This window comes from Rhodanobacter umsongensis (genome assembly GCF_042654965.1).
Taxonomy (GTDB): Bacteria; Pseudomonadota; Gammaproteobacteria; order Xanthomonadales; family Rhodanobacteraceae; genus Rhodanobacter; species Rhodanobacter umsongensis.
In genome coordinates this window covers 228,860-245,733 of record NZ_JBHSMK010000002.1, presented here as the reverse complement: position 1 = coordinate 245,733, position 16,874 = coordinate 228,860, and the positions used below count along the sequence as shown (strand labels likewise).

15 protein-coding genes are annotated in these 16,874 nt (G+C 67.9%); 6 read left to right on the top strand and 9 right to left on the bottom strand.

The annotated features are described in order from the left end of the window. Positions 1 to 189: 189 nt before the first annotated feature. The 4 genes from ACFPME_RS01110 to ACFPME_RS01095 all read right to left on the bottom strand — a co-directional run bounded on the left by ACFPME_RS01110 (position 190) and on the right by ACFPME_RS01095 (position 4,133). Complete coding sequence (locus ACFPME_RS01110; RefSeq protein ID WP_377301171.1) at positions 190 to 1,962, bottom strand: ABC transporter transmembrane domain-containing protein; 1,773 nt, start codon at positions 1,960 to 1,962, stop codon at positions 190 to 192. Positions 1,963 to 2,053: 91 nt separating this feature from the next. Further along, positions 2,054 to 2,650, bottom strand: a complete 597-nt coding sequence (locus tag ACFPME_RS01105; RefSeq protein WP_377301169.1) for an IMPACT family protein — start codon at positions 2,648 to 2,650, stop codon at positions 2,054 to 2,056. Then, positions 2,647 to 3,582 carry a hypothetical protein gene (locus ACFPME_RS01100; RefSeq protein ID WP_377301167.1) on the bottom strand — a complete coding sequence of 312 codons (936 nt, stop codon included), beginning with the start codon at positions 3,580 to 3,582 and terminating at the stop codon, positions 2,647 to 2,649. Before ACFPME_RS01100 ends, ACFPME_RS01105 begins: the two co-directional genes overlap by 4 nt. After that, a complete protein-coding gene (locus ACFPME_RS01095) occupies positions 3,579 to 4,133 on the bottom strand; it encodes an RNA polymerase sigma factor (protein WP_377301165.1) in 555 nt (184 codons plus the stop codon). Before ACFPME_RS01095 ends, ACFPME_RS01100 begins: the two co-directional genes overlap by 4 nt. 224 nt (positions 4,134 to 4,357) lie before the next feature. Between ACFPME_RS01095 and ACFPME_RS01090 the strand changes: the two genes are divergently transcribed. The 3 genes from ACFPME_RS01090 to ACFPME_RS01080 all read left to right on the top strand — a co-directional run bounded on the left by ACFPME_RS01090 (position 4,358) and on the right by ACFPME_RS01080 (position 6,364). Then, on the top strand, positions 4,358 to 4,831 hold the full coding sequence (locus tag ACFPME_RS01090; RefSeq protein WP_377301163.1) for a YehS family protein: 474 nt from the start codon (positions 4,358 to 4,360) through the stop codon (positions 4,829 to 4,831). 67 nt (positions 4,832 to 4,898) lie between these two features. Further along, entirely contained in the window at positions 4,899 to 5,708 is an 810-nt protein-coding gene (locus tag ACFPME_RS01085; RefSeq protein ID WP_377301161.1) for an AraC family transcriptional regulator, read from the top strand. An 86-nt stretch (positions 5,709 to 5,794) separates the two neighbouring features. Continuing rightward, positions 5,795 to 6,364, top strand: a complete 570-nt coding sequence (locus ACFPME_RS01080) for a GNAT family N-acetyltransferase (RefSeq protein ID WP_377301159.1) — start codon at positions 5,795 to 5,797, stop codon at positions 6,362 to 6,364. A gap of 166 nt (positions 6,365 to 6,530) precedes the next feature. Here the strand turns inward: ACFPME_RS01080 and ACFPME_RS01075 are convergent, their stop codons facing one another. Beyond that, the gene (locus ACFPME_RS01075) at positions 6,531 to 6,728 is read right to left on the bottom strand and encodes a hypothetical protein (protein WP_377302863.1); all 198 of its coding nucleotides are present in this window, start codon (positions 6,726 to 6,728) and stop codon (positions 6,531 to 6,533) included. On the opposite strand from ACFPME_RS01075, the gene ACFPME_RS01070 reads away from it, so the two are divergent. Then, entirely contained in the window at positions 6,634 to 7,518 is an 885-nt protein-coding gene (locus ACFPME_RS01070; protein WP_377301157.1) for an EamA family transporter, read from the top strand. The genes ACFPME_RS01075 and ACFPME_RS01070 overlap by 95 nt on opposite strands. 15 nt (positions 7,519 to 7,533) lie before the next feature. On the opposite strand, the gene ACFPME_RS01065 is transcribed toward ACFPME_RS01070, so the two are convergent. Both ACFPME_RS01065 and ACFPME_RS01060 read right to left on the bottom strand, forming a co-directional pair. Next, the gene (locus ACFPME_RS01065; RefSeq protein ID WP_377301155.1) at positions 7,534 to 10,959 is read right to left on the bottom strand and encodes a trifunctional glycoside hydrolase family 18/polysaccharide deacetylase/glycosyltransferase family 2 protein; all 3,426 of its coding nucleotides are present in this window, start codon (positions 10,957 to 10,959) and stop codon (positions 7,534 to 7,536) included. 85 nt (positions 10,960 to 11,044) lie between these two features. Next, positions 11,045 to 12,484, bottom strand: a complete 1,440-nt coding sequence (locus tag ACFPME_RS01060) for a lipase family protein (RefSeq protein ID WP_377301152.1) — start codon at positions 12,482 to 12,484, stop codon at positions 11,045 to 11,047. Between the two features lie 146 nt (positions 12,485 to 12,630). On the opposite strand from ACFPME_RS01060, the gene ACFPME_RS01055 reads away from it, so the two are divergent. Continuing rightward, positions 12,631 to 13,368 carry a YdcF family protein gene (locus tag ACFPME_RS01055; RefSeq protein WP_377302802.1) on the top strand — a complete coding sequence of 246 codons (738 nt, stop codon included), beginning with the start codon at positions 12,631 to 12,633 and terminating at the stop codon, positions 13,366 to 13,368. Here the strand turns inward: ACFPME_RS01055 and ACFPME_RS01050 are convergent, their stop codons facing one another. After that, the gene (locus tag ACFPME_RS01050) at positions 13,369 to 14,799 is read right to left on the bottom strand and encodes an aldehyde dehydrogenase family protein (RefSeq protein WP_377301150.1); all 1,431 of its coding nucleotides are present in this window, start codon (positions 14,797 to 14,799) and stop codon (positions 13,369 to 13,371) included. It lies immediately after the preceding gene. 188 nt (positions 14,800 to 14,987) lie between these two features. After that, positions 14,988 to 15,596, bottom strand: a complete 609-nt coding sequence (locus ACFPME_RS01045) for a TetR/AcrR family transcriptional regulator (protein WP_377301148.1) — start codon at positions 15,594 to 15,596, stop codon at positions 14,988 to 14,990. A 128-nt stretch (positions 15,597 to 15,724) separates the two neighbouring features. On the opposite strand from ACFPME_RS01045, the gene ACFPME_RS01040 reads away from it, so the two are divergent. Further along, a complete protein-coding gene (locus tag ACFPME_RS01040; protein ID WP_377301146.1) occupies positions 15,725 to 16,867 on the top strand; it encodes a glycosyltransferase in 1,143 nt (380 codons plus the stop codon). Positions 16,868 to 16,874: the final 7 nt, after the last annotated feature.

Below are 16,874 nucleotides of genomic sequence, written 5' to 3'. Positions count from 1 at the left end.
GTTCGGGGGAACGCCTCGCCACTCATCCCTCCGCCATGCCTTCGTGCAGCGCGCGGATTCGGCCGCGATGGCCTGCATGGCAATGATCATTGCCCGGTTGCCTGCCTCGGGCACGACCGTCTGCCCGACGGGGATGGGCAAGGTTCCACTGAAGGCGTTTGCGGCGGTCTGCGCATGACCGCGGCTCACTCAGGCCACGAACTGCAACCGCGCCAACTCCGCGTACAACCCGCCCTCGGCCAGCAGGCTCTCATGCGTGCCTTGCGCCACGATGCGGCCGCCGTCCATCACCACGATGCGGTCGGCGCGCTGCACGGTGGCGAGGCGGTGGGCGATGACCAGGGTGGTGCGGCCTTTCTCCAGGCGTTCCAGCGCCTGCTGGATGGCGGCCTCGGATTGCGCATCGAGCGCCGACGTGGCCTCGTCCAGCAGCAGCAGCGGCGCATCGCGCAGGATCGCGCGGGCGATGGCGATGCGCTGGCGCTGGCCACCGGACAGACGCACGCCGCGCTCACCGAGTTCGGCGTCGTAGCCGTGGTCGAGCGCGCTGATGAAGTCATGGGCCTCGGCGGCGCGCGCGGCTTCGCGCACCTCTTCGTCGCTGGCGTCCTGTCGGCCGAAGCGGATGTTGTCGGCCGCGCTGCCGGCGAAGATCACCGTTTCCTGCGGCACCAGTGCAATCGCACCGCGCAGGTCGGCGAGGGTGGCCGCGCGCAGGTCGATGCCGTCGATGCTGATGTGGCCGCTCTGCGGATCGTAGAAGCGCAGCAGCATGGCGAACACGGTGCTCTTGCCGGCGCCGGAAGGGCCGACCAGGGCGACCGTTTCGCCGGGGCGGATGTCCAGGGTGAAATCGTGCAGCGCTGCGGTATCGGGGCGCGTCGGATAGTGGAAGGTCACGCCGTCGAAAAGCAGCGCGCCATGCATCGGACGGGGCAGGGCTTTCGGTTGTGCCGGATCGACGATGTCGGCGCGCTCGGCGAGCAGCTCGCCGATGCGCTCCATGGCGCCGGCGGCGCGCAACACGTCACCCCAGACCTCGGACAACCCTGCCACCGAGCCGGCGGCGAACACGGCATACAGCACGAACTGTCCCAGCACACCGGCGTCCAGCGTGCCGGCCAGCACGTGGCGCGCGCCGGCCCATAGCACCAGGGTGATCGCGCCGAACACCAGCACGATCACCGCCATGGTCAGCAGCGAACGCATGCCGATGCGCCGACGCGCCGTCGCCAGCGCGCGCATGATCGCGTTGCTGTAGCGGGTGCTTTCGATATCCTCCCGCGCGTACGCCTTCACCGCGGTGGAGGCGTTGAGGGTTTCGTTGGCGATCGCCGCCGCATCGGCGAGGCGATCCTGGCTGGCGCGCGAAAGCTTTTGCACGCGACGGCCGAACAGCAGGATCGGCAGCATCACCGCAGGGATCACCAGCGCCGTCAGGCCGGCCAGCGACGGCGCCGTCCACACCATCGCCACCGCCGCACCGATCAGCATGACCGCGCTGCGCAGGGCCACCGAAACCCCCGAGCCGATCAACGCCTGCACCACCTCGGTATCGGCACTGAGGCGCGACAGCAGTTCGCCGACGCGGCTGCGCTCGAAAAAAACGACGTCCAGCCTGATCACCTGCGAGTAGAGCGTCTGGCGCAACGAGGCGAGCGCGCGCTCGCTCAGCAGGGTGATGCAGAAATAGCGCGCCGCAGTGGCGACCGCCAGCACCAGCGCGACGCCGAACAGCGCGATGAAGGTCTGGTTGATCACCGCCTGGCTGGAGTGGCCGAAGCCCTGGTCGATGATGTGCCGGAATGCCATCGGCAGTACCAGCGAGGCGCCCGACGACAGGCCAAGGAACAACAGCCAGCCGCCGGCCAGTGCGCGGTGTGGTTTCAGGAAGGGCCAGAGTTCACGCAATGCGCCGATGCGGCGGGCGGGACGTGCGGTGTCGGTAGTGGCGTCGCTCATGAGCTCTCGCAGGACAATCGAAGGACGCAGGCAATGGAACCCTAGGTGGGGCGTTTACCGGGCGATTCAATCCTTGCGGCGGCGCATCCGTTCAATCCAGGCGACGCCCGATACTGCGGCCGCGGCTGATGTCGCTGATGCGCAGCTGGGCTTCGGCGACGTGACTGTCCGGCAGCTGCAGCAGCAGGTCCACGCCATCGGCGCCGAAGGCTTCGTTCTCGATCTCGGCCTGCAAGTCTTTCAGGCGGGCCTTGAGCAGGGCCAGCTCGGCGAAATCGCAATGCACCCCCAGCCGCGTCATCGCCACGATCGGCACGCGCTCGGCGCGGCGCAGGCATTCGGCTGCGGTGCCGCCATACGCCCGGGCCAGGCCGCCGGCACCGAGCTTGATGCCGCCGTACCAGCGGGTCACTACGACCACGACACGATCCATGTCCTGGCCGTCGATCGCCTGCAGGATCGGCCGACCGGCGGTGCCACCGGGTTCGCCGTCGTCATTGAAGCGGTAATCCTGGCCGATCCGCCAGGCCCAGCAGTTGTGCGTGGCGGTGGGCTCGCTCGCCTCACGCAGATAGGCCAGGGCCTGTTCGGGTGAGGCGGCCGGTGCGGCCAGGGCGAGGAAGCGGCTCTTCTTGATTTCTTCCTGATGGCGACACGGCCGGGCCAGCGTGGACAACGCTCCGCTCATGGCTCGCGCAGTTGCGCGCGGAGCTGCGGCGGCAGATCCCACTGCGGATGCGCATGCTGGAACGCGGTCAGGCGCCGGCGTGCCTCGCGGTCGTGGCCGTGGGCGAACAACTGGCGGATCTTGTCCAGCTCCTGCGCCGGTGTATCGCCGCTGCCAGGCGTGGTGGCATCGACGGGCGCTGCCGGCGCCGGAGCGGCCGCCATCGCCGCGGGCATTTCCGATGCGGCTTCGACCGCGTTGCCGGACGTCTCTTGCAGCGCCACGGGTGGCGCAGCGGGAGCCGACATGGGGGCCGGGGCGTCATGGCTCATGCCGCCGATTGCCTTGGCTTTGCTGGAGGTGCGCTCCGCGCTCTGGTCGGCGGCGGCCATGCGCAACGTATCGGCTGGTGGCGCCGGCCTCTGCGCGACCGCCAGTTTTGACGGCGGTTGCTGGGGCAGCCCCACCGGCGGGGGCGGTGCGGGCTTCGCGGCCGGCTTTGCCGCGGCGGCCGGCGGTGGGGCAGCGGCCGTGGCCTGCGTCTGTGTGGCGCTGCCCGGCGCCGCGTGTGTCGATGCGGCCGGTGGCGTTTCACGCATGTGCCAGGCAAGTCCCGCAGCGAGCATCAGGCTGGCTGCAGTGCTCAGCGCGATCGGCCAGCGCGGCATTCTTCGACGGTCGTCTGGCGACGGTGTCACCACCGGCGAAGGCGCGACCGGTTTCGGGTGCACCCAGTCGCCGCGTTCGCGTGCGGCCCTTCTGCGTTCGCGCAATACCGTGGGACTTTCTCCGCCGGGTCCCAGCGCCTGCGCAGCCTCCCGCAGCACCGCCGCGTCCAGTGCCGGACCCGGCTCGCTGTGCGGCAACTGGCGATACAGCGCGGCCAACTCGGCTTCGCCGGGCAACTTCTCGTCCGGTTCGCGCGGATCCGGTGGTGGCAAATGGGTGGTCATTCGGATAGCACTTCGCGTAATCGGGTCATGGCATAGCGCAGGCGCGATTTCACCGTCTCGCGGCCGGCGCCGGTCACCGTGGCGATCTCTTCCAGGGTGAGTTCCTGCTGCAGCCGCAGCAACACGGCAACTCGCTGTTCGTGCGGCAGCTGTTCGAGCGCTCGCTGCAGGCGGCGGCGACGCTCGGCCTCGGCAAGGGCGTGATCGGGCTGTTCGCGTTCCGGCGTGGCCACGCGGGCCAGTGCGGCGCCGGCTTCGTCGCCGTCGGCCATCGGTCGCTGGCGGCGCGCATTGTCGACGATCAGATTGTGCGCGATCTGCAGTAGCCAGGTGCCGAACTTCGCCTGCGGCTGGTAGCGTGTGCGTGCGCTGATCACCCGGCTCCAGGTTTCCTGGAACAGCTCGTCGCTGCGATGCGGGTCGCGCACGCTGCGCAGCAGGAACCGGTACAGCATGCCGCGGTGGCGCGCATACAGCGCCTCGAACGCGGCGAGATCACCGCGTGCATAGGCAAGCATCAGCATCGCATCGGGATCGACCGCAGCATCCATGGGCAGCGAGCGTAAGCCAAATCGCCCGCCAGCGGGTAGGCCGGAATGTCCCGGCGGGCCGCTTTGTCCCTGCCGCCTTTCACACCATGGCGAAAGGACGACCGCGCCAGGCCGAGGGGGAGCGGTGCTGCTCCCGGTTCGTGAAGGATGAAGCGCGGGCGGCACGCAAACGGGGTCAATCGTCGCGCGGTAACATGGCGCCCTCTGCGATATCCCGGAACGACATGATCAACAACGACGTACTGCGCGCCATCCGTTACATGCTCGACCTCAGCGACGGCAAGGTGGTCGACATCATCCATCTGGCTGACTCGTCGGCTGCGGTCGGGAAGGAAGATGTGCAGGCGTTCCTGAAAAAGGACGACGAGGCCGGTTACGCCGAATGCAGCAACAAGGTGCTGGCCGTCTTCCTCGACGGGCTGGTCTTCCACCGCCGCGGCAAGGACGAGAGCCGCCCGCCGCGCCCGCCGGAGAAGCGCGTCACCAACAACGTGGTGCTGAAGAAGCTGCGCGTGGCGTTCGAGCTGAAGGACGTGGACATGCACGAGATCCTGGAGGCTGCGGGTTTCCCGATCTCCAAGCCGGAACTCAGCGCGCTGTTCCGCCAACCCGACCACAAGAATTTCAGGTTGTGCGGCGACCAGCTGCTGCGCAACTTCCTGAAGGGGCTGACGATGCGGGTGCGCGGGAACGGTTGAGCAACGCGGCCAGCCGGAGTCGACGGACCGTGCGGCCCGGTGCAGCGCAATCACTCTGGGAGTGCGGATGAGCGAGCGGGTCCTCTTCCACCCTTTTCCTCTGGCCGGCATCGACGCGATGACCGCGTCCACGGCTCGTAGCTATCCGCGCCATACGCACGACCAGTACGGCATTGGCGTTGTCGACGCCGGTGGGCACGCCTCGTCGAGCGGCCGGGGGGAGGTCGAGGCCGGGCCGGGCAGCCTGATTTTCGTGAACCCGGGTGAGGTCCACGACGGGCATGCGATTCAGGGTCGGCCGCGGTCGTGGCGGATGCTGTATGTCGATCCGGACCTGCTGAGCCAAGCCCTGGCCGACATCGGCGGCGGCACCCATGCGCCGCTGGCGTTCGCCGCGCCGGTATTTGCGGACGAGCGGCTGCGCCGGCTCTTCGATGCCGCCTTTGCCCATGCGTTGTCGAACGGCCCGCACGATGCTATGGCGTGTGAGACGGCGATCCTGCACCTCGCCGCAGGCATGCGAGCCAATGCCGCGGCGTGCGAAAAGACAGCGCCGGGGCCCGCCGCCCCCATCCGGCGGGCACGGGAACGGATCGACGACGATCCGACCGCGCCACTGACACTGACCAGCCTCGCCGGCGAGGCCCGGCTCAGCCGCTACCAACTGCTTCGCGGGTTTGCGCGCGAGCTGGGGTTGCCCCCGCATGCATACCTCCTACAGCAGCGAATCGCCCTGGCACGTCGGCTCATCCGGAGTGGCCATACCTTGGCGGAGACGGCGGCGCTCGCCGGGTTCTTCGACCAAAGCCACCTGACCCGGTGCTTCACCCGACAGTTCGGCATTACACCGAGCCGTTATGCTGCGGCTGCCGGCTGAATTTCCGCGCCGTGCAATTTTGTCCAAGATCAGGCGCAGCCCTGTCGTCCAGACTGGCATCAAGCCAACCGACAGGAGTGCAGCACATGCCGACCGCGATCATCGACCCACCTCACAGCGGCGTTCTTGCGGCCGTCGAAACCATCGCGCAGGCAAGCCTCCGGCGCTGCCGCGACGACGAACGCTCAGCCATGCTCGCGATCATCCAGGCCGCCGCCGAAGCGTATCGGGGTGTGATCCCGGACGATTGCTGGCGCGAACCGTACATGTCGTCGCAGGAGCTCGATGACGAGATCGCGGCCGGCGTCGAATTCTGGGGCTGCGAAATGGATGGCGCGCTGACCGGCGTGATGGGTGTCCAGACGGTGCGCGGCGTCGACCTGATCCGCCATGCCTACGTCTTGCCCGGTCAGCAGGGACGCGGCACCGGTACCGCGCTGATCGCGCACCTGCGCCGCCGCAGCGCGCGACGCATGCTAGTGGGTACGTGGTCTGCTGCCGACTGGGCGATCCGCTTCTATCGTCGGCACGGCTTCGAACCAGTGCTGCCGGCGCAGATACCGGGATTGCTCCGGACCTACTGGAGCGTGCCGGAGCGCCAGATCGAAGCCTCATTGGTACTTGCCGATGCGTCGTGGGCGAAACCCGGCGATTGAGTGGCCACCCGGCTCAGGGTTCCAGCCTGCACACCGGTGTTTACCGCCGCTCCGCGTGCCCGTCCTTTCCAGCGGCCGTCCACGCCAGGCGCACGCACGGTGGCTGCCCGAGCAGCGGGAGTCCGCGCACCGCGCATCATTCCGCGAGTCGTGCCACACATTGCTGTCAGATGCTGTCAGCAATGATGGCAGCGGGACGTCCTGCGTAGCGGGTTTCGTCCACGTCTGCGGGCATCATGGGCACCTTGTTTCCTGCCGCGGCTGCGCTCATGTCGTCACGTTCCACCACTGCCCCGCTGGCACTCGCGATCGGCATGCTGCTGGTCAGCATGGTCTCGTACCAATGCGGCGCGTCCTTGGCCAAGCATCTGTTCCCGCAGGTCGGCGCGCAGGGCGCCACGGCCTTTCGGCTGGGGTTCAGCGCGGTGATCCTGCTGCTGTGGCGGCGGCCGGGGCGAAGGTCGGGCGGTCAACGCGACTGGCGCGCGTTATGGGGATATGGCCTCTCGATGGGCGCGATGAACCTGGTGTTCTACATGTCGCTGCGCACGATTCCGCTGGGCGTCGCCGTGGCGCTGGAATTCACCGGGCCGCTGGCGCTGGCATTGCTAAGTTCGCGCCGGCTGCTCGACTTCGTCTGGATCGCGCTGGTGGTGGCCGGGCTGGCCCTGCTGCTGCCGTTGCGCGGGCGCATGCAGGCGCTCGATCCGGTGGGTGTGATGTATGCGCTGGCTGCCGGCGCGGGCTGGGCGTTGTACATCGTGCTGGGAAAGAAGGCGGGAGCGGCCTACGGCGCGGACGCGGTGACGCTGGGGACGTCGATCGGCGCGTTGCTGGCGATCCCGTTCGGCGTCGCGCATGCCGGCAGCGCGCTGCTGTCGCCGGCGCTGTTGCCGTACGCGCTGGGCGTGGCGGTGCTCAGCTCGGCGCTGCCGTATTCGCTGGAGATGATCGCGCTGACCCGGTTGCCGGCGCGCACGTTCAGCACCTTGTTGAGCCTGGAGCCGGCCATCGCGGCGATCGCCGGTGTGGCGTTGCTGGGCGAACGGCTCAGCCTGCTGCAGTGGGTGGCCATCGCGACGATCATCGTGGCGGCGGCGGGTACTGCGTTGAGCGTGCGCCGGCCCATGCTGGCGGAGCCGCTGGCGAACTGAGGGTCGGCGCGGCGCTCACGCTTTCAGCTCGTCGCTGGTGTTCACGGTCGCCTTGCGCTCCTGCTTGCCCCAGCCCACCGACGGGCCGCGGATGGCCGTCCATACCGAACGCACCACCACGTAGTACATCAGCTGGCGGTAGCCGAAGCGTTGCAGCACCAGCCACCACAGCAGGCTCCACTTCTCCTTCTTTTCCATGGCGAAGGCGAGTGCCGCCGCGGCGAGGTCGATGGCCATGAAGGCGGCGTAGAAGATCAGCATCCTGATCAGGTTGCTGTCGTCGAACTGGCCGCGATGCTGCAGGTAGTCGAGGCCGGTGCTGACGATCTGCCATACCAGCACCAGATCGACCAGCGGCGATACCACGGAAAATGCGATCTGGAACAGCCAGACCTGGGGCAGTGCGATGGTGCCGAGCGCGCCATAACGCGGGCGGAACGTGGCGTCGCGGTGCTTCCACAGGCATTGCAAGGTGCCGTAGGCCCAGCGGAAACGCTGGCGGGCGAGGCCGCGGGCGGTATCGGGCGCTTCGGTCCAGGCGATCGCCTCGGCATCGAACAGGGTGTGGTAGCCGGCTTTCTGCACGGCGATGGTGAGGTCCTGGTCTTCCGCCAGTGTGTCGGACGGGAAGCCGCCGAGCCGTTCCAGCGCTTCGCGCCGCCAGGCGCCGACGGCGCCGGGCACCACGGTGATCGCACCCAACGCGGCCAGCGCGCGGCGTTCCAGGTTCTGCGCGGTGATGTATTCCAGCGCCTGCCACAAGGTGATCAGGTTGACGCGGTTGCCGACCTTGGCGTTGCCGGCCACGGCGCCGACCTTGGGGTCGGCGAACCAGCGCACCAGCCGCGAAATGGTGCCCGGCTCGAACTGCGTGTCGGCGTCCAGCGCCACCACCACCGCGCCGTTCGACTCGCGCAGCGCGGTATTCACCGCGTGCGCCTTGCCGCCGTTGGGTATGGTGATCAGCCGCACGCGCGGCTCGTGCGCGTAGTGCTGGCGCACCACCGCCGAGGTTGCGTCGATGGAGCCATCATCGACGACGATGACTTCGAGGTTCGCGTAGTGGCTTTTGAGGATATGGCGGATCGAGCTGGCAATCACTTTCTCTTCGTTGTAGGCGGGGATCAGCACCGAGACCAGCGGCGGATCGTCCGGCAACGTCGGCATCGTGCGCCGGCGTTCCTGCACCCGGTTGAACAGGGCGAGGCCGCCGAGCAGCAGCAGCCGGGCCACGCCCAGCGTGATGGCCGCGGTCAGCAGCCAGCGGATGAAGTGGCCGAACCAGCCCAGCGCAAGGAAGACCGAGCGGTCGGCCCATTGCGACAGCGAGCCGGGCGTCAGCGGCGGCATGGTCTGTTCGCGGCTGAGCCCGGCCAGCGTCGAGACGGTGACGAACTCGAAGCCCCGCGCGCGCAGGCCGTCGATGATGCGCGGCAGCGCCGCGATCGTCTGCGAGCGTTCGCCGCCGGCGTCGTGCAGCAGTACCACCTGGGCGGTGCGCTCCGGGTTGCTGGCGGCGACCTGGGTAAGCACGTTGTCGACGATCTTGTCCGCGCCGGGCCGCTGCCAGTCTTCCGCGTCGATGTGCAGGCCCACCGAGATGTAGCCCATCTTCTGCGCGATCCCGATCGGCACCAGCTCGTCGGCGGTGGTCGGCTCCGCGTCGCCGAAGTAGGGCGCGCGGAACAGCCGCATCGAGTGGCCGGTGAGCGCCTCGAACAGGCGCTGGGTGGCGTTGAGTTCCAGCGCCACGATGCCGGAGGGGCTATCGCCGAGGTTCGGATGGGTGAAGGTGTGGTTGCCGACGTCGTGGCCCTCGGCGACCTCGCGCTGCACCAGCTTGGGCGACATCTCGGCGTTCTCGCCGACGATGAAGAACGTGGCCGGCACGTGCTTCGCCTTGAGGATGTCGAGGATCTGCGGCGTCCATTCCGGGTCCGGGCCGTCGTCGAAGGTCAGCGCGATCTTGTGCGGCAGCGTGCCGGCGCGCCGGATCACGTAGGAACTGGGCAAGGCACGGTAGCTTTCGTCGTCGATGCTGCCGTCGTCCTTGTCCACTTCGATGCTGCGTGCGCCGGGCGATGGCTGCGCGGCGATTTCCAGTACCTCGCCCTGGCCCTCGATGTCGATGTCCTCGCCCTGGCCGATCGTGCGCAGCTGTTCCGGTGCGGCGGCGCCATAGTCGCGACCGAGCACCGACCACACCGACGGGTCTTCCGAGCCCAGCCGCCACAGCGCGTAGCCGTAGGGCTTGTAGTCGTCGGCGGCGTGGATCTGGTTGTAGGCGGTGACGCCGTCGAGGAACCACACCTGGTGCGTGCTGCCGTCGTCCTCGCTGTAGGAGAAATTCGGGTTCTGCGTGTCCGGGTCGAATGCGATGTCGGCCTGCGCATCGCTGGCGCGGTCCATCGCGTCCTGGAAGGTCAGTGCCTCGGCGTTCTGCCCGTGCGACCAGTCATAGCCGTAGCTGCCGATGGCCACGATGACCTGGTCCGGGTCGAGTACCTTCATGCGCTTGTCGAGCGTGCTCTCGAACCAGTCCTGGGCAGCGATGCTGCCGGCGTCCTTGCCGGCCCAGTGCTGGTCGTAGGCCATCAGCAGCTCGAAATCGACGATGTCGGCGTAGCCGGCATAGTCCCAGTCGGCGTCGTCGAACGGCACCGACAGCACGATGCCCCAGCCGTGCGGATCGAAAGCCTCGTTGAGTTCGGACAGGAAGGCTTTGAGGTTCGGCTGGGCGCTCGCGGGGATTTCCTCGAAGTCGATCGTCACGCCCTGGAAATGGTTGGCGGAAAGGAAGTCGACGATCTGCGCGACGCGTGCCTGCCGCGCGGCGGGATCGGCCAGCAGGCGCGCCAGGCCGGCTCCGTCCCAGCTGCCGCCCACCGCGTTCTGCAGCAGCGGCAGGATCGGGGTGGAAGGCTTCTGCCTGCGGATCAGGTTCAGCGCCTTGGCGTCGATACTGGTGTGCAGCGCCATGTCCGGCCCGCTCACGCTCATCCAGGTCGGGATCACCCAGTCCAGCGTGGGCAACGCGCGCTTCAGCGACGGGTAGCTGCTTTCGTCCCAGTTGACGTAGAAGCCGAGCGCCAGCGGCCGGCCGGCGGGCTTGTCCAGCGACGGCGGCGGTATGTGCAGGCCGGCCGCCTTGCTGGCGTGCGTATGGGGAGAGTGCAGCAGCTTCTGCCGTGCGCGCACCTCCGCGGCCAGCTTCGCTGCCGGCTTCAGCAGTTCCGGTGCGACGGCCTTTACCCCGGCCAGGGCATGTCGGGTCTTGCCGTGTTCGCCGATATGCAGGCCAACCATGTTCGGCCCCACGAACAGGCTGGCGGCACACGCCACCACGAACAGCGTGCTGATGACGCCGGCGGCCAGCGCGAATCGCGAGACATGGATGGCACGTCGGCCGGTGGGGTCGAAGAAAATCGGTTTCTTTTGCATGCCAGGAGTCGGGTCGGCGGGCGCGGTAGATCGCCAGTGTGCACCGAACAGCTTAACCGCCGCGGAGCGGATCGCCGAGAAGGATCTACCCGATTGCCGCGCCTGGAACCGGCTTGCCGAAATCCTGCGGCGTCAGCGTCCGGGTCAGCCGGAACACGCCCTCATGGATCTTGCGCGGCAGCACCACGTCGAGCACGGTGGTCTGGTGTGGACCGAGCATGCCGAACAGGTCGTCGCTGGCGGCGCTTTTCGCCAGGGCGTGGTGCACCAGGCCGTCGAGGTCAAGCGGTTGCACGCTGGCACCGTAGGGACGATGGCTGACGCGGGCGGGGCGCAGGGTCCTGCGGCTGTTGCGCGGGTCGGCAACGCGTTCGTCGCCGGCGAGCAGGCTGTGGTCGAGGAACAGCGAGATGGTGGTGCGCTGTTTCGAATTGGCCTGGCGGTCCAGCAGGAAGCCGGCCGGCAGCAGGTCGGCACTGGCCTGCGCGCCAGCGGTGAGCAGGAAGCCGGCGCCGCTCAGCGGTTCGCCGGCCTCGTCGGTGAGCCGCAGGATCAGCAGGCTGCACGGATCGTGGATGTGCACGCGCGGCGCGAACGGACCGGCCGGTTCAAGCTCAACCTTGTCCGCGTCGCGGCTCGCGTTCTCGCGGTCGAAGGCATCGCAGAGTGCGCTGTAGTCGCTGGCGCCCCGGATCAGCAGGCAGCGCACGATCGCCTGCACGGTGGCGGGCGCGGCACTGGCCATGATGCCGTGGACGTCGCCGGCATGCGACGCACCGGCGATCAGCTTGAAGGCACAGCGCGGGCCACGGCTGAGCGTGAGCGCCAGCGCGTCGACGCCGCCGGACGTGCCGGCTTGCGGCGACAGCACCGCGTGATGGGCATTGAGGTTGGCCGCCGCGATGCGCACCACGCCATCGGAGCCATCCTCGCCGGTATAGCTGTTGAGGTGGTCGTACAGCGATCGATCCGGGCGGTCGCCGGTGAGCACGAACTGGAACTGCCCGTGCTTGAGCGGATCGTCACTGTGGATGTAGTCGAGGTTGAGCGACAGCGACTCGGCGCTGCCCAGCTCCAGCCAGTCGAGGATGCGCTGGCCGGGATCGACGCCGGCAAACCACGACTTGAGCCGGCCGAGCATGCCCTTGCCGAGCTGCGCCAGCGCCGAGCCGTAGTTCGCCGGGGCCAGCATCACCAGGTGACTGAGCTTGATCGTGCTGTGCGTGGCGGGCTTGTCGCGTTGCGCGCGCAGCCACTCGCGCACCACCGGGCCGCCGGTGGAGTGGGTGATGCACGCGAAGCTGGCGTCGAGCAGATGCAGGTCGCGCAGCGCGTGGTCGAATGCTCGCACCAGGTCGGGCATGGTCACCGCGTCGTCGAAGCTCACGTACTCGGACAGCCAGATGTCGGCGAGCATGAGCGGCAGGCCGGCGGCTGTCGCTTGCTGCTGCACCTGCTGCGGCAGCTGCCCGTAAGTCGAAGTGCTGGTGACGCTCCAGCCGTGGACAAAGACGAGAGTGGTCATGGCCCGCTCCTGCTGCGATGGCCCAGCCTAACCAATGTTGCACCGTGGAACAGCATGTGCCTTTTCATCGGCGCCGGCTGCGCCCTGCATAATCGCACCTTGTCCCTGCCACCCTGAAACGGTCCATGACCCTGAACTTGCTGCTCATCCCGGTGCTGCTGGCGATCGTGCTGGCGTTCTTCAGGTGGCGCCGCTGCAGCCGCGCGTTGCTGGCGCTGGCGGCGATCCTGTGGCTGGCGATCGGGTGCGGGCCGGTGCCGATCTGGCTGCTGGGCCACCTGCAATCGCTGCCCGCGGCGGAGGCGCCGATCGCCTGGGGCCAGCGCAACGCCATCGTGCTGCTGGGTGCGGGCGCGGTGCGGACGGGCGAGGGGCAGTTGGAGCCGAAGTTGTCCGCCTATGGACGCATCGGCAAGGCGGCGATGCTGTATCGCGCGTGCCGGCAGAGCGGTCGGCTGTGCAAGGTCGAAGTGAGCGGTGGCGATGCCCGGCGCTTGGGCGAGTCCGAGGCAGCGGTCTATGCGGATGATCTGCGGCAGCTCGGCGTCGATCCCGCCGACCTGTTGCTGGAATCGCGCAGCATGAACACCTGGCAGAACGCGCAGTTCAGCGCACCGCTGCTGAAATCCCTGGGCGTCGACCGCGTATGGCTGGTCTCCTCGGGCTTCCATTTGCGCCGTGGCATGCTGTACTTCGCGCACTTCGGCATCCAGGCCATACCGGTGCGGACGGATTACGTGGACGGGGAGATGTCCTGGCTGCCGCTGGCATACAACTTCACCATGGCCGACGTGGCCTTGCACGAATACACAGGGATCGCGCGCTACCGCGTTTACAACGCGATGGGCTGGAACGTGCAGGCGACGAAGCCCGGCGCGCTCTGATCAGGATTCGCGCATCACCATCAGGCGCACTTCGGTCATGTCCTCGATCGCATAGCGGATGCCCTCCCGGCCCAGGCCCGACAGCTTGATGCCGCCGTACGGCATGTTGTCCACGCGGAAGCTGGGGATGTCGTTGACGATCACGCCACCCTGTTCCAGTTCGTTCCATGCGCGCATCGCGTGGTCGAGGCTGTCGGTGAAGATGCCGGCCTGCAGGCCGTAGTCGGAATCGTTGACCATCGCGATGGCGTCGCTGAATTTCTTGAACGGCGCGAGCAGGGCGAACGGGCCGAAGGCCTCCATGCAGTTTGCCTTCGCGTCGACCGGCACGTTCTCCATCAGCGTCGCTTCGAGCATGTTGCCGTCGCGCCGGCCGCCGCACAGAACCCTGGCGCCGGCCGCCTTCGCCTCGACGATCCAGCCGTGCAGGCGTTCGGCCGCGGCTTCGTCGATCATCGGGCCGACGAACACGTCCTTCTTCTTCGGGTCGCCGGCCTTGAGCTTCTTCGTTGCCGCGACGAGCTTCCTTTTCAGCGCCTCGTAGATGTCGGCGTGCGCGTAGATGCGCTGTACGCCGATGCAGCTCTGCCCGGACTGGTAGAACGCGCCGAATGCCAGCCGCTCGACCACGCGATCGAGGTGCGGGCCCTGGTCCGCATCGACGATGCAGGCGGCGTTGCCGCCCAGTTCCAGCACGACCTTCTTGCGCCCGGCGCGCGCCTTCAGCTCCCAGCCGACCTGGCCGCCGGTGAATGAAAGCAGCTTGAAGCGCTCGTCCTCGACCAGCGGCGCGGCCCGTCTGCCGTCCAGGGTGAGGATCGAAAACGCACCTTTCGGCAGGTCGGTCTCGGCCAGCACCTCGCCGATGATCAGCGCGCCGATCGGGGTCTTCTCCGACGGCTTCAGCACGAACGGGCAACCGGCGGCGATCGCAGGCGCCACCTTGTGCGCCACCAGGTTCAGCGGGAAATTGAACGGCGTGATGAACGCCACCGGTCCCAGCGGCACGCGCCTGGTGTAGCCGTGATAGCCGTCCAGACGGCTGGCCAGCTCCAGATTGAGCGTTTCGCCGTTGATGCGTACCGCTTCCTCGGCGGCGATGCGGAACGTCTCGATCAGTCGGGTCACCTCGCCGGCGGAGTCCTTGATCGGCTTGCCGGCCTCGATGCACAGCGCCTCGGCCAGTTCGTCGCGACGCTCGGCGAAGCGTTGCGCGCAATGCTGCAGCACGGCCTGGCGTGCCCACGGCTTGAATGCGCGCATCGGTGCGGTCGCCTTCACCGCGGCGGCGATCGCCTTCGCGACGTCCACCGCATCGGGTACCGCGACCCGCGTGGCGATCTTGCCGCTGTACTTGTCGCGCACGTCCAGCATTTCCTTCGACATCCGCGGCTGGTTGGCGAGGTAGTAGGGGTAGGACTTGTTCAACATGGTGCTTGCCTGCGGATGCGATCCGGCAAGCATAGGGCGTGGTGGCGTTCAGGGGTCGTGAGCCGCGGCCGTTTGCCGGTGCGCGAAGCCGGTTTTCGCGCCGGCTGCGTACGGCCACACGGGCATGATGTCGAGGCTCTCCACGCGGCGATGCAAGGCTGCATGACCATGCGCCAACTTGCCGGGCATCAATTCACGCCGGCCGCCGCCCCGTCCATGAACAGCTCGATCACCATGCCGAACTCTTGCCGCAGGTCGAGGCCCGGCTTGCTGAGCCAGCGCATCAGGGCACCCAGGTAAAGGTAGTGGAAATAGATGCCCAGCTGTTCGGAGCGATGCTGCGGCGCCACCTCGCCGCGATCCTGGGCGGCGTCGATCAGCATCACCCAGAGTGGAAGCAGGCCGCGATCTTCCTTCGGCTTCGCGCCTGGGTCGAAATTGGCGAACTTGTAGCGGATGTAAGGCAGCAGGATATCCGCGTGCTGTTCGCACCAGTGCGCGGATTCGTGCAGCAGTGCCGTGGCGCCGGTGCGGAAGCCGGCACGTTCGTGCAGGCTGAAGTCGCGTGCTGCGAGGTCTTTCGAGAGGGAAGCTTCCAGCGTGTGTTCCAGCAAGGCCTCTTTGGCCGGAAAGTATTTGTACAGGGTGCGCTTGGATACGCCGGCCTCGGCCGCGACCTGCTCCATGGTCACCTGGGCATAGCCGTGCGATGCGAACAATTGGCGCGCAACGAGGCCCATGTGTTCGGGCAACTCGGCCCGGCTCGATGGCCGGGGACGCGGACGGGAAGAAGGCATGGCTCAGACACTCGACGGCATGTAAAGTACACGTCGTTTACTTTACACGGGAGCGAGACATGAAGCTCGTACTTCTGACCTACGGCACCGAGGGCGATACGCGTCCGCTGACCGCCCTGGGTCATGCCTTGCGCGAAGCGGACCATGAGGTGGTTCTACTGGGTGACGCGCGAACCCTGGGCACGGCGCATGCGCTCGGGATTCCAGCCACACCGCTTTCCGGCGACATCCGCGAGCTGTTTGCCGAGTGGGGGCGACAAGGACCGCGCGGCACCGCCAAGGCCATGGTGGCGTTGACCAACACGCATACGGCCGCGTGGATGCGGGAGACGCTGGCCGTGGCGGAAGGTTGCGACGCCATCGTGACGTCGGGCCTGGCCGGTTTTGTCGGGCTTTCGGTGGCCGAGCACCTCAAGGTTCCCGCCGTCATCGCGGGGATGATCCCGCTTACGCCGTCGCGCGAGTTTCCTTCGCCCTTTCTGCCGCCGGCCTGGGTTCCCGCCTGGTTGAACCGGGCCAGCCTCGCGTTCACCAACAAGCTGTTCTGGCTGGCCTTCAAGAAGGCACTCAACCGTGCACGGGCGGAGGTGCTGGCTTTGCCGCCGCGAAAAACCGTGTGGAAGGATCTGCCCACGCTCTACGGCATCTCGCCGACGCTGCTGCCACCGCCAGGGGACTGGCCGGCTAATGCCATGCTGTGTGGCCAGTGGCTGCCGCCGATGGAGGAAAGCTACGCGCCGCCCTCAGCCCTGGCGGCGTTCCTTGCCGCCGGCACTGCGCCGGTCTACGTGGGCTTTGGCAGCATGACCGGCATCGACATGCCTGCCATGCTCGATGCGGTGATCGCGGCGCTGGACGGGCGACGTGCCGTGTTCTGGCCGGGGTGGAACGGGATGGGCGGCGTGCGCCTTCCGGACAATGTCCTGTGCATCGACGCCACCCCACACGATTGGCTGTTTCCACGGATGGCCGCGGTGATCCACCACGGCGGGTCGGGAACTACCCACTCGGCGCTGCAGGCAGGCAAGCCCTCCATCGTGATGCCGTTCGCCGGTGATCAAGCGTTCTGGGCAGATCGCCTTCGTCGGCTGGGCGTGGCGCCGGTGGCGCTCTCGGCGGCAAGCCCGGATGCTGCGGCGCTTGCTGCAGCCCTCGATTTTGTCGCGCGGGAAGCCGTCGTCACGCGTGCGGCCGAGCTTGGCCGGCGTATTGCCCGCGAAGACGGCCTTGCCACGGCGGTCGCCGCCATCGAGGGAATGCTGGCAGGCTAGGCGGCAC